The sequence below is a fragment of the Bacillus pretiosus genome (assembly GCF_052947655.1).
Genome location: NZ_CM129593.1, coordinates 3,726,692 through 3,739,269 on the forward strand (window position 1 = coordinate 3,726,692; position 12,578 = coordinate 3,739,269).

Sequence of the window (12,578 nt, forward strand, 5' to 3'; positions counted from 1 at the left end):
TCACCTCGTCTCTTCTTTACGCTCCTTCGCACGTAACTGACCGCAGGCTGCATCAATATCATGACCTTGTTCACGGCGAATTGTTACATTCACTCCACGATCTTTTAACGTTTTTTCAAATAAGAAAATTTGTTCACGTGGCGTACGTACATAATCACGTTCAGGTACGTAGTTTACCGGAATTAAGTTTACATGACATTTTACACCTTTTAAAAGCGCAGCAAGTTCTTCAGCTTGCTCAACTTGGTCATTTTCTCCTCCAAATAAGCCATATTCAAACGTAATACGACGCCCTGTTCTATTTACATAGTATTTAACAGCTTCCATTAAGTCTGGTAGCTTATAAGCACGGTTAATCGGCATTAATTTTGAACGTAACTCTGTATTTGCAGAATGCAATGAAATCGCAAAATTAATTTGCATATCTTCTTCAGCGAACTTATAAATTTTTGGAACAATTCCACTTGTTGAAACTGTCATATGTCTTGCACCAATATGAATTCCTTTTTCATGGTTTACAATGCGTAAGAATGACATTAAGTTGTCGTAATTATCAAACGGCTCTCCAATTCCCATAACAACAAGCGAACTTACACGTTCTTCTGTTTCATCAAGTGCACGTTGCACTTCTACTACTTGCGCTACAATCTCTCCAGCCTCTAAGTTTCGTTTTAACCCACCAAGTGTAGATGCACAGAACGTACAACCAATACGGCATCCAACCTGTGTTGTTACACAAATAGAATTTCCATATTCGTGTCGCATTAACACTGTTTCAATAGAATAACCATCATATAATTGGAATAAAAATTTAATTGTTCCATCAGAAGATGTTTGTTTTACTAATGTATTTAAAGTAGTAATATCAAAGGAATTCGACAATTTATCGCGTAATCCTTTAGAAAGATTCGACATGTCGTCATAATTTTTTACACGTTTTTTATATAGCCAATCAAAGATTTGTCCTGCACGGAATTTAGGTTCTCCTTGTTCCTTTAACCAATCTTGCATTTCATGAAGTTGTAAAGAATAAATTGATGGTTTCTTCGTTTCTAGATTTTTCTTTTGTTTTCTCACAGTCGTTTCCACGATGCTACACCTTCTTCCTTAAACAAGCAATATAAAAGCCATCTGTTGCAAAATAATGCGGTAAAATTCGCACTTGACCTTCATCAATATACGGATTTAACTTTTCTGGCATGCGATCTTTTATCGTAGTATCCCATTCAAATTCAGGATGCTCTTGTAAAAATTGCTTTATTACTTGTTCATTTTCTATTTTTTCTATTGTGCACGTACTATAAACAAGGCGACCACCTTGTTTTAATAACGGTGCTATTTTTCCTAGTATTGCAAGTTGAATCGTCGATAATCTTTCACTATCGCCTTTATTTTTACCTAACTTAATATCAGGTTTACGTCTAATCACACCAAATCCAGAACATGGTGCATCTACTAATATTTTATCAAATGTTTCATTCGCAAAGTGTTCTTGCACTTTTCTAGCATCTAGTGCTTTTGTTTCGACATTTTCTAGACCAAGTCTCTCCGCTTGTTGTTTAATTAAACGTACTTTGTGTGCATGTAAATCAAGAGACATAACTTGACCTGTTCCTTTTAATCGCTCTGCAATGTGCGTTGTCTTTCCGCCCGGAGCAGCACAACTATCAAGAACTTCATCTCCCTCATTCGGTTCTAAAGCGCGTGCTACAAGCATAGAACTTTCATCTTGAATAGAAAGAAAACCTTTTTTGAACGCATCTGTATGCGCTACATTCCCTCTTTCAATTTGAATTGCATCCTCTGATAAATCGCCGCGCTTCGCTTCTATACCTTCACCAGCCAACAACTCTATTGCTTCTTCTACTGTTATTTTATCAACATTTACACGCGCTGTTGGTACCGGGGGTAACATGTTCACTTCACACATTTTCTCTGCTGTCTCTAAACCATATTCAGAAGCCCAGTCTTGCACAAGCCACATTGGATGACTTGTTGCAATTGCCAAACGTTCTATTGGATCCTTGATTTCATCTACAGAAGGTACCCCTTCTCTCTGAATCGAACGTAATACCCCGTTTACCATACCAGCAATCCCTTTATGCCCGCGACGCTTTGCAATTTCAACTGCTTCATGAATAGCCGCTCTTTCTGGCACTCGGTCTAAATAAATCATTTGATATAAAGATAAGCGAAGTAATACTCTTACCCACGCCTCAACCTTCTTTTTTAAAAAAGGCTGTAAATAATAATCTAATGTGTCACGACGTTGAATCGTTCCATATACAATTTCAGTTAACAAACCAATATCTTTTCTATCAATTGCATTTTTTTCAATTAGATTATTTAAAAGTAAGTTACTGTATGCACCACTTTTTTCTACTTGAATTAAGCCATCAAGAGCTAACTCACGAACATTTTGTCTCATGCATTTTCTCCTAACTTCGTTCCAATTTCAGGTTTTGTGCCACGTAAAAATTGCGAACAACTCATACGTTTTTTACCAGAAGGTTGCAATTCAGTGATTTTAACACCTGTCTCATTCCCTGTTGCAACAACAAATCCATCTTCTTCAAGAGCTACTATTGTACCTGGTTCAGCTTTCTCTGTAATAGAGACCTTCTCTCCCCACCATACTTTAATAACTTGTCCTGCCAAAGTCGTATAAGCGACTGGCCATGGATTCAATCCGCGAATGTGATTGTATACTTCTTCACCTGTTTTTGTCCAATCAATTTTCTCTTGCTCACGTTTTATATTATATGCAAACGTTACTTCTTCTTCGTTTTGTTTAATTGGTTCTAACTTACCTTGAATTAATAAAGGTACTGTTTTAGATAGAAGGTGTGCCCCTGCTTCACTTAACTTATCGAATAAAGAGCCTGTCGTTTCACGCTCTTCAATCTCGACTTCTACTTGTGTTAAGATATCACCAGCATCCAATTTCTCTACCATATACATAATTGTAATACCCGTTTTTTCTTTACCTTCCATAATTGCATAATGGATTGGTGCACCACCACGAAGTTCAGGTAGTAAAGACGCGTGGACGTTAATACATCCATACTTCGGTGCTTCTAAAATTTCATTTGGTACAATCTGACCGAAAGCAGCTGTTACAATTAAATCAGGCTCTAATGCCAAGACTTGTTCATATTCGTCTTTTTCACGAATTCTTAACGGTTGTAACACCGGAATACCATGTTTTTCTGCTTCAACTTTAACAGGCGTAGGTGTTAATACTTTTTTTCTACCTACCGGACGATCAGGCTGCGTCACAACACCTATTACATCATAGCCATCTTCGATAAGACGACGAAGCACCGGCACTGAAAAGTCCGGTGTTCCCATAAATACTACTTTTATCATTCAAAAACCGCTCCTTTTAATACCTATTCTAATTCGTTTTCCTCATAATATCTTGTCACTTTCGATGTAAATAACACACCGTGTAAATGATCGATTTCATGTTGAATTGCACGTGCTAAAAATCCTTCTGCTTCTAGTAAAAATACTTTACCTCGGCGATTTTGAGCACGTACTTTAATATAATCCGCACGTTCCACTTCACCATAAAGTCCCGGGAAGCTTAGACAGCCTTCGGGACCTACTTGTTCACCACGTTTTTCTAGTATCGATGGATTGATTAACTCGATTTTCCCCGTATCATCACCGATATCAACTACCGCAACTTGCAAGCTTACACCTACTTGAGGCGCAGCTAAACCGACTCCGTCCGCAATTAACATTGTTTCATGCATATCTTTCAACAATTTCACTAACTTTTTATCAAAGTTAATTACTCTTTCGCATGGTGTTTCTAACACTTCATTTGGATGCTTTACTATTTCTAAAACTGCCATATTTCCCTCCGCTACATTAACATTGTTGGATTAAAATCAATTGAGATTTGTAGCTCTTTTTGCATTTCTGCCTGATAATGTTCATTTACCATTTTGAGCACGTTCTTTAAGTTTGGTTCCCGTTTGTATTTTATCATGCATTGATAACGATATCTATCTTTTATCCTTGGAATTGCTGAAGCAACCGGTCCTAACACCATCGTTTGCTCTGTGCAGTGCGCCCGTAAATGACCGACAATTTTTTCCGTCACTTGCACTGCCTTTAATAATTCTGGATGAGATACTGTTACAAGTACAACATAGTAATAAGGTGGATATTGTCTTGTTCGTCTCATTTGCATTTCTTGATCAAAAAACACATCATATTGTTGGTTCTTTGCTAACTCTATACTATAATGTTCTGGCGTATACGTTTGAATTATAACTTCCCCTGGCAATTCATGTCTGCCTGCTCTTCCACTTACTTGCGTCAATAACTGATACGTCTTTTCACTCGCTCGAAAATCAGGCAAGTGAAGCATCGTATCTGCAGTTAAAACCCCGACAAGCGTTACTTTAGGAAAATCTAATCCTTTCGCAATCATTTGTGTTCCAAGTAGTATATCTGCTTTTTCTTCCCCGAACGCCTTTAATAATTTTTCATGCATTCCTTTGCGACTTGTCGTATCTACATCCATTCGAATAACTCGTGCCTCTGGAAATAGTTTTGTAATTTCTTCTTCTACCTTTTGTGTACCTGTACCAAAGAAACGAATATATGTACTTTGACAAGCAGGACACGCAGTCGGCATATTCTCTTCGTGACTGCAGTAATGACATTTTAAACGATGGTTCATTTTATGATATGTCAGCGAGATATCACAATGCGGACATTGTACAACATACCCACAATCACGGCACATAACAAATGTAGAATGACCTCTTCTATTTAAAAAGAGCACCATCTGTTCTTTCTTTTCTAATCGATCTGCTATTTTTTCATGCAATGCCTTCGAAAACATGGAACGATTCCCGTCACGAAGTTCCTCACGCATATCAACAATCTCTACTGTTGGTAACGCTTGTTTATTCATACGTTTTTCCATCGTTAGTAATTCATACACACCTTTTTTCGCTCTTGCAAACGATTCAAGTGTCGGTGTTGCACTACCAAGAACGATAGGACATTTATGATATTGCCCCCTCCAGACAGCTACATCCCTTGCATGATACCTCGGATTATCTTCTTGCTTATAGCTCGATTCATGCTCCTCATCAATAATAATAATCCCTAAATTTTCAAAAGGAGCAAATACAGCTGAACGTGCACCAACTACAACTTTCACTTCTTTTCTTAAAATCTTACGCCATTCATCATATTTTTCTCCAACAGACAGCGCACTATGAAGAACCGCAACTTGCGAGCCAAATCTGCCTTTAAAACGATCTACCATTTGAGGCGTTAGTGCAATTTCAGGAACAAGTACAATAGCTTCTTTCCCTTTCGCGAGCACCGCTGCTATAGATTGTAAATATACTTCTGTTTTTCCGCTTCCTGTAACACCATATAGTAAAAATGGATTGTAAGTTTCATTTGTAATTGATGATAAAATCGGTGCAATAACTTGCTTTTGTTCCTCCGTAAGTGGGAATGGTTTCGTTTGTTCAAAATCATCATCGTCATACGGATTTCGGTACACTTCCACATACTTTTCTGAAATTAGCCCCTTTTTAACAAGTGCTTTAATCGGAGCGTCTGTTATTTGCAACTCTTCTGTTATCACTTTCAACGGCACACTTTTATAATTTTCCACAAAATAATAGAGTACATCTTGTTGTTTTTTACTTTTCAGTTCAAATGCTGCTAATTCCAATTTATCTTCTGACAACTCCGGTTGAACGACTCTTTGTTTCTTCTTTTGCACTTTATCTTTTACCTGATAAACAACTTCAATCGTGCCATTTTTAATTTCTTGTTGAATCGTGCGGTATAGATGCGGCTGCGTCTCAATAGCTTCCCAATCTATCGCTTCTTTGTCCTGAAATAAAAACAGTAGTTCAGGTGCTACTACTTCTTGTTTACGAAGTTGTAGACGCTTTTTATACGTAGCTTTTATCGCCGTTGGAAGCATGACTTGAAAGGCTGAAATCATATAACATAACGTTTCGCTTGTAAGCCAATATCCAAGCTTTAATAATTCCTCGTTTAAAACTGGTGTTACATCTAATATTTCATGGATTGTCTTTAGCTTCTTACTTTCTACTTCAGCCGAATCTTTGATCCCAATAATAAAGCCTTGCAATTTCCTTGGGCCAAATGGAACTACTACACGCATGCCTGTCTGGACAATATCTTCCCACTTTTTAGGGATAATATAATCAAATGGTCGATCTGTCTGACGTGCAGGTACATCAACAATTACACTTGCAAATTTCATAGACGATCATCTTCTAACATCATTTCAATTTGCTTTAATATTTCACGAGCAACCTCTTTCTTCGTTAAAAGTGGTAACTCGATGACTTCTCCATCTTTTCTATACATTGTTACAATGTTTGTATCTGTACCAAATCCAGCTCCTTGTGCCTTTACATCGTTCGCAACAATCATATTCGCATTTTTCTCACGTAATTTTTTTGTTGCGTATTCTTCTACCTTTGTCGTTTCAGCCGCAAAACCGATAAGTAACTGTTGATCCTTCATCTCACCTAACGTTTTTAAAATATCTACTGTTCTCTCGAGTTCGATTACAGCATCTCCATTTTTCTTTTTCATTTTATTATCATGAACATATTTCGGGCGATAATCTGCAACTGCTGCTGTTTTAATGACAACATCTACGTTTTGATACTGTTGCAGAACTACTTCTAACATATCTTGTGCAGATTCCACTTGTACCGTATTTACATGTAATGGTGGGTTTAATGCTGTCGGTCCCGAAACAAGTATGACATCAGCACCTAAGTTCGCTGCCACTTCCGCAATTGCATATCCCATTTTCCCAGAAGAAAAATTGGTCATAAAACGCACTGGATCAATCTTTTCACGAGTTGGGCCAGCAGTTATTAATATTTTTTTTCCTTGCAACGGTTTTTGTTCGGAAAAAGCCTCTTCTAACCGTGCAATAATTGCTTCCGGTTCTTCTAGTCTTCCCTTCGCAACATAACCACACGCTAAAAAACCTTCTCCAGGCTCAATAAATGTATATCCTAACGTTTTCAACGTCATCATATTTTTTTGTACAATTTTGTTTTCATACATATGCACATTCATAGCAGGTGCAATCCACACTGGGGCTGTAGTAGCTAACAAAGTAGTTGTAATCATATCGTCTGCAATACCACCAGCTAACTTCCCAATACAATTGGCAGTAGCAGGTGCAACAAGTACTACATCTGCCCAATCTGCTAAATCGATATGTGCAATAACAGCCGAGTCTTTCTCATCGAATGTATCTGTATATACATCATGGCGAGAAAGTGCTTGAAATGTAAGAGGCGTAACAAACTTCATTGCCGACCCACTCATCATTACTTTTACAATAGCACCAGCTTGTGTCAATTTACTAGTTAACGCAGCCGCTTTAAAGACCGCAATGCCTCCTGTTACACATAGAAGTATCTTTTTCCCTTTTAGCATATGGCTCGTCCTCTTTCTTTTTCAAACTTATAATACTGAAACAGAATTCCCAGCTCATCAGTACCAATATTTCTTCCCTATCGTAAAAAAATAACAACCTACTTGTAAATAGGTTGTTACCGTTACATAGAAAATTATAAAGTCTATGTTTTAATTTGTCGAAAAGAATGTCTTAATCGATGATTTTGCCTTCGCTTGGTACATATTTTAATACTTCTGCATCGATTTCTTCTAATGATTTACCTACACATTTATGAGAAACAGGTTGCTCGATAACACAGTTATCAGCAAGTTGCATTTCACGCGCACGTTTTGCAGCTACTGTTACAAGTGTATATTTAGAATCGATTTTTGTTAATAATGAATCAATTGATGGATTTAACATAATTATAGACCCTCCGTCATTTCTTTATAATATTTTGCTACTCTTTCGCGGCGGCAATGTTCACCAACCACAATTGCTTTAATTCTTTCACAAGCTAATTCAACTTGATCGTTTTCTACAACATAGTCGTAAGCGTCCATCATTTCGATTTCTTCTTTCGCTACCGTTAAACGATTTTCAATAACATCTTCAGTTTCTGTACCACGGCCGACAATACGGTTCTTTAGTTCAGATAAACTTGGAGGTGCTAAGAAAATAAATACACCTTCTGGGAAAGCTTTCTTAACTTGAATTGCTCCTTGCACTTCAATTTCTAAGAATACATCTTTTCCTTCTTGTAATGTTTTTTCAACATAGTCAATCGGTGTTCCGTAATAATTACCTACAAACTCAGCCCACTCAAGTAATTTTTCATTACGAATCATTTCCTCAAATTCTTCTCTCTCTTTAAAGAAATAATCCACACCATCTACTTCACCTTCACGTGGCTTACGTGTCGTTACTGAAATGGAGTACTGAAAACGTGTATCCTCATGACTAAACAGCTCTTTTCGAACCGTTCCTTTACCAACCCCAGAAGGTCCTGAAAGAACGATGAGCAATCCTCTTCTACTTCTCATAAATATGTAAAACCTACCCTTCCTCACTTAAATCTTCTTTATTATTCAAACGATGTGCAATCGTCTCTGGCTGAATTGGACTTAATACCACATGCCCATCATCCATAACAATAACCGCCCTTGTTTTTCTCCCATACGTAGCATCAAGCAAAGCATTATGTTCGCGTGCTTCCTGTACTGTTCGTTTAATAGGAGCTGACTCCGGACTTACAATAGCAATAATTCGATGAGCAGATACAATATTTCCGTATCCAATATTTAAAAACCGCATGGCCATAGTTTGCGCCTCCTAGTAAGTCTATCCGATTTCTCCACCACGTATAACTTTATATATTTTTTGAAAGCTACTCAATATTTTGTACTTGTTCACGAATTTTTTCAAGGTTATTTTTCATTTCTACAACATATTTTGAAATTGTTAAGTCATTTGCCTTAGAACCAATCGTATTAATTTCTCTATGCATCTCTTGCACGATGAAATCCATTTTCCTTCCAACAGGCTCTTCAATCTGCAGTGTTTCACGAAATTGCTCTAAATGACTTTGCAAACGAACTAACTCTTCGTGAATATCACAACGCTCTGCAAAGATTGCGACTTCTGTTAACAATCTTTGTTCATCTAGATCTTGATTATGTAATTCTTTTAAGCGATTTTCTAATCGTTCACGATATTTTTGTGTAACAATCGGTACATGCGGAATAATTGCATTTACACAATTGTGAATCTCTTGTAAACGATACGCTATATCTTTATGTAATCGTTCTCCTTCGCCATCTCTCATCGTTTTTAACATATGAGCAGCTTGGCGAACAGCCTCATATAAACCGTTCTCAAATTGTTCATTTACATTTTCTACTTCTTCAATCGCTGTTACTTCTGGCATTTCCATTAATTGCTGAAGTGTAATAGAATCTTGTAATTGAAATTTTCCTTTTATATCTTCCATAATCGATTGGTACTGCTCAAGAAGCGACCAATTCACACTTAATTTTCTTTCAACAAGCCCTTCACCCGTTATACTAATAGACACTTCAATGCGTCCACGCCGAACTTGTTCTGCAATTATTTTACGAATTTTTTCTTCAAATATCATCATTTGCTTCGGAAGTCGAATACTCATCTCTAGGAAACGGTGGTTCACCGATTTCATTTCTACTGTAATTTGAAAAGTATCATTTTCTACTTTCGATCTTCCAAATCCTGTCATACTACAAATCATTTTTATCACATCCAAGCCATGAAATAACTCAATGAAAAAGGTAATAGAGACAAGGCTCTACTACCTTCTGTAAATTATATCACATTTTCATATCATTGACTATTTCAAGTTTAATCCCTTCTTATATAATACTGGCTTTTCCTTCTTCCCCTTTTTCCCTGTTAATAAAGAACCTACTAACAAGAAGGTCGGAATTGATGACAAACCTCCAATTAACAACCAATCTCTCGCTTGTATTGGCATTGTACTAAAGATCGGTTGTAGCGGTGGGTAATATATAACCACTAACATTAACAGTAAAGAAATAATAACCGCTCCTACTAAATACACGTTCCCAAACGGATTACGGTGGAAGATAGAATGTTCACTCCGGCAATCAAATACATGAATAAGTTGTGCAAGTACCAACGTCGCAAACGCCACAGTTTGTGCATATTTCAGTTCATTTGGATGTTGATTATATGCAATAATAAACGCCACTAACGTCACTGCTCCAATTAGAAAGCCACGGCTTATAATTTTCCAGGCAAGCCCTCTAGCAAATACCCCTTCTTTCGGATGACGCGGCGTTCTCTTCATAACGTCTCCTTCCGCCTTATCCAATCCTAATGCCATCGCCGGTAATCCGTCAGTCACTAAGTTCACCCATAAAATTTGAATGGGAACCATCGGCAGCGGTAATGCAAGTAACATTGCAAATAACATGACTAAAATTTCTCCTACGTTCGATGCTAATAAATAACGAATAAACTTACGTATATTCTCGTATATATTTCTACCTTCTTTAATTGCTGATTTAATCGTAGCAAAATTATCATCTAGCAAAACAAGAGAAGAAGCTTCTTTCGCAACGTCTGTCCCTGTAATTCCCATCGCTATCCCAATATCCGCTGTTTTTATAGCCGGAGCATCGTTTACTCCATCACCTGTCATCGCTACTATATGCCCTTTATTTTGCAACGCCTTAACAATCTTCAATTTATGTTCAGGTGATACTCGAGCAAATACATACGTATCTTCTACAACACTTTCTAGTTCCTCTACATCCATATTCGCGAGTTCTACTCCTTCAACAACACGTCCACCAGGTGGTAAAACCCCTAATTGTTCCGCAATTGCCATTGCTGTCACTTTATGATCTCCTGTAATCATCACTGTTCGAATACCAGCTTCTCTGCACTCTTTTACAGCCTGTTCTACCTCTGGTCTTGGCGGATCAATCATTCCCTGTATCCCGACCAACATAAAATCTTTTTCAACGTCTCTTTCATGTTCAATAGAATCTGTTACTTTTAATGGCTTAAATGCAACTGCAATTGTTCGGAGCGCTTGACTACCTAAACTATGAATAGCCGCCTGTACTTCTTTTCTATACAACTCACTTAACGGTTGTTGCTTATCCCCCCATAAAATCGTTTGACTCATTTGCAGGAGGACATCTGGTGCTCCCTTCGTAACAAGAAACTTTTTCCCCTCTCTATCTCGCACAATAACACTCATCATTTTTCGAGTTGAATCGAATGGAAATTCACGAATAATTTCAAATTTCCCTTTCAGTGCCTCACGCGTTATCCCTGCTTTCATTGCTGCAGCTACAAGTGCTCCCTCAGTTGGATCTCCATCTAATACATACGCCTTTTTCTTTTGAATAATATTTGCGTTATTACAAAGTGAACCAAATGTTAGTAGTTGATACAGTGCTTTTGTTTTAGCTGGATCGCATTCTTTTTCACCTTTCAAAAAAGAGCCATTAGGTTCATATCCTTGACCCGTAACTTTCCATAATTCCCCACCTGACCACATATGTGTTACCATCATTTTGTTTTGCGTCATTGTTCCTGTTTTATCAGAGCATATAACAGAAGCGCATCCTAACGTTTCTACCGCTGGTAACTTCCTTACAATTGCTCTCTTTTTAATCATACGCTGTACACCAAGCGATAAAGCTACTGTAACAATTGCTGGTAATCCTTCAGGAATAGCAGCAACAGCTAGCGACACGCCTGCTAAAAACATATGATACACTTCATTCCCTTGATACACACCGGCTAATACGACAAGCGCTGTCAAAATAAGAGCCACAATAATTAATATTTTCCCGAGTTGCTCTAATCTTCTTTGCAGTGGTGTTTCCATTTGCTCTGCATTTTGTAACATATTTGCAATTTGGCCCATCGCTGTATTCATACCAGTTGCTACAACGACCCCTGTTCCAGCTCCTCGTGTAATCATCGTACCCATAAAAGCCATATTTTTTTGATCACCAATTGAAACATCTTGCCCCTGCAGAGCTTCTACCTTCTTCTGCACCGGTACTGACTCTCCTGTCAAAGCTGATTCTTCGATATATAAACTTGATGCCTCAACAAGACGTACATCCGCCCCAATACGATCACCACTAGAAAATTTAATGATATCACCTAAAACAAGTGCTTTAGACGGTGCTTTTACCCAATTTCCATTCCGCATTACAGTAACTTGCGGGGCGGCTAGCTCTTTTAAAGCTTCCAGTGACTTTTCAGCCTTTCTTTCTTGAAAAAAGCCAAGAATACCATTGATAATAACAATCGCAACAATCGCAATAGAATCAATGTATTCACCTAAAAAAGCTGAAACTATTGTTGCACCAAATAAAACAAGTACCATAAAATCTTTAAACTGCGCCAAAAATACCATCAGTGCAGAAGGCCTTTTGGCTTCATCTAATTCATTTGTACCAAATTTTTTTATTCGCCCTTCTGCTTCCTTCTCTGTAAGCCCAACCTTCACATTCGTATTCGTTCTTTCTTCCACTTCGTGTGCGCGCATTCCATACCAGTTCATCCCGCTATCGACCTCCTGATTCCAGACATACTCTATTGAAAGCTTATT

The 12,578-nt window shown here is 37.7% G+C and carries 11 protein-coding genes; all 11 read right to left on the reverse strand.

Features of this window, described 5'->3' with window-relative positions; all coding sequences use genetic code 11:
- Positions 1-1,089 carry a dual-specificity RNA methyltransferase RlmN gene (gene rlmN, locus ACU8YW_RS18955; protein ID WP_000450539.1) on the reverse strand — a complete coding sequence of 363 codons (1,089 nt, stop codon included), beginning with the start codon at positions 1,087-1,089 and terminating at the stop codon, positions 1-3.
- Positions 1,090-1,093: 4 nt separating this feature from the next.
- Complete coding sequence (rsmB, locus tag ACU8YW_RS18960) at positions 1,094-2,428, reverse strand: 16S rRNA (cytosine(967)-C(5))-methyltransferase RsmB (RefSeq protein ID WP_446893993.1); 1,335 nt, start codon at positions 2,426-2,428, stop codon at positions 1,094-1,096.
- Positions 2,425-3,369, reverse strand: coding sequence for a methionyl-tRNA formyltransferase (gene fmt / locus ACU8YW_RS18965; RefSeq protein ID WP_000598793.1), 945 nt, complete (start codon positions 3,367-3,369; stop codon positions 2,425-2,427). The genes rsmB and fmt overlap by 4 nt, the downstream gene beginning before the upstream one ends.
- Before the next feature lie 23 nt (positions 3,370-3,392).
- The gene (gene def, locus ACU8YW_RS18970) at positions 3,393-3,863 is read right to left on the reverse strand and encodes a peptide deformylase (RefSeq protein ID WP_000279468.1); all 471 of its coding nucleotides are present in this window, start codon (positions 3,861-3,863) and stop codon (positions 3,393-3,395) included.
- An 11-nt stretch (positions 3,864-3,874) separates the two neighbouring features.
- Positions 3,875-6,280 (reverse strand): primosomal protein N', encoded by a 2,406-nt coding sequence (gene priA / locus ACU8YW_RS18975; protein WP_088064293.1) that lies wholly within the window; start codon positions 6,278-6,280, stop codon positions 3,875-3,877.
- Entirely contained in the window at positions 6,277-7,482 is a 1,206-nt protein-coding gene (coaBC, locus tag ACU8YW_RS18980; RefSeq protein WP_088064294.1) for a bifunctional phosphopantothenoylcysteine decarboxylase/phosphopantothenate--cysteine ligase CoaBC, read from the reverse strand. The genes priA and coaBC overlap by 4 nt, the downstream gene beginning before the upstream one ends.
- A gap of 172 nt (positions 7,483-7,654) precedes the next feature.
- Positions 7,655-7,867, reverse strand: coding sequence for a DNA-directed RNA polymerase subunit omega (rpoZ, locus tag ACU8YW_RS18985; RefSeq protein ID WP_000933965.1), 213 nt, complete (start codon positions 7,865-7,867; stop codon positions 7,655-7,657).
- 2 nt (positions 7,868-7,869) lie between these two features.
- Positions 7,870-8,487, reverse strand: a complete 618-nt coding sequence (gene gmk / locus ACU8YW_RS18990; RefSeq protein ID WP_001257740.1) for a guanylate kinase — start codon at positions 8,485-8,487, stop codon at positions 7,870-7,872.
- A 13-nt stretch (positions 8,488-8,500) separates the two neighbouring features.
- Positions 8,501-8,764: an extracellular matrix/biofilm regulator RemA gene (remA, locus tag ACU8YW_RS18995; RefSeq protein WP_001251456.1), complete on the reverse strand. Its 264-nt coding sequence runs from the start codon at positions 8,762-8,764 to the stop codon at positions 8,501-8,503.
- Positions 8,765-8,831: 67 nt separating this feature from the next.
- Positions 8,832-9,707, reverse strand: coding sequence for a YicC/YloC family endoribonuclease (locus ACU8YW_RS19000; protein ID WP_000563111.1), 876 nt, complete (start codon positions 9,705-9,707; stop codon positions 8,832-8,834).
- A 99-nt stretch (positions 9,708-9,806) separates the two neighbouring features.
- Positions 9,807-12,530, reverse strand: a complete 2,724-nt coding sequence (locus ACU8YW_RS19005; protein WP_048546043.1) for a calcium-translocating P-type ATPase, SERCA-type — start codon at positions 12,528-12,530, stop codon at positions 9,807-9,809.
- Positions 12,531-12,578: the final 48 nt, after the last annotated feature.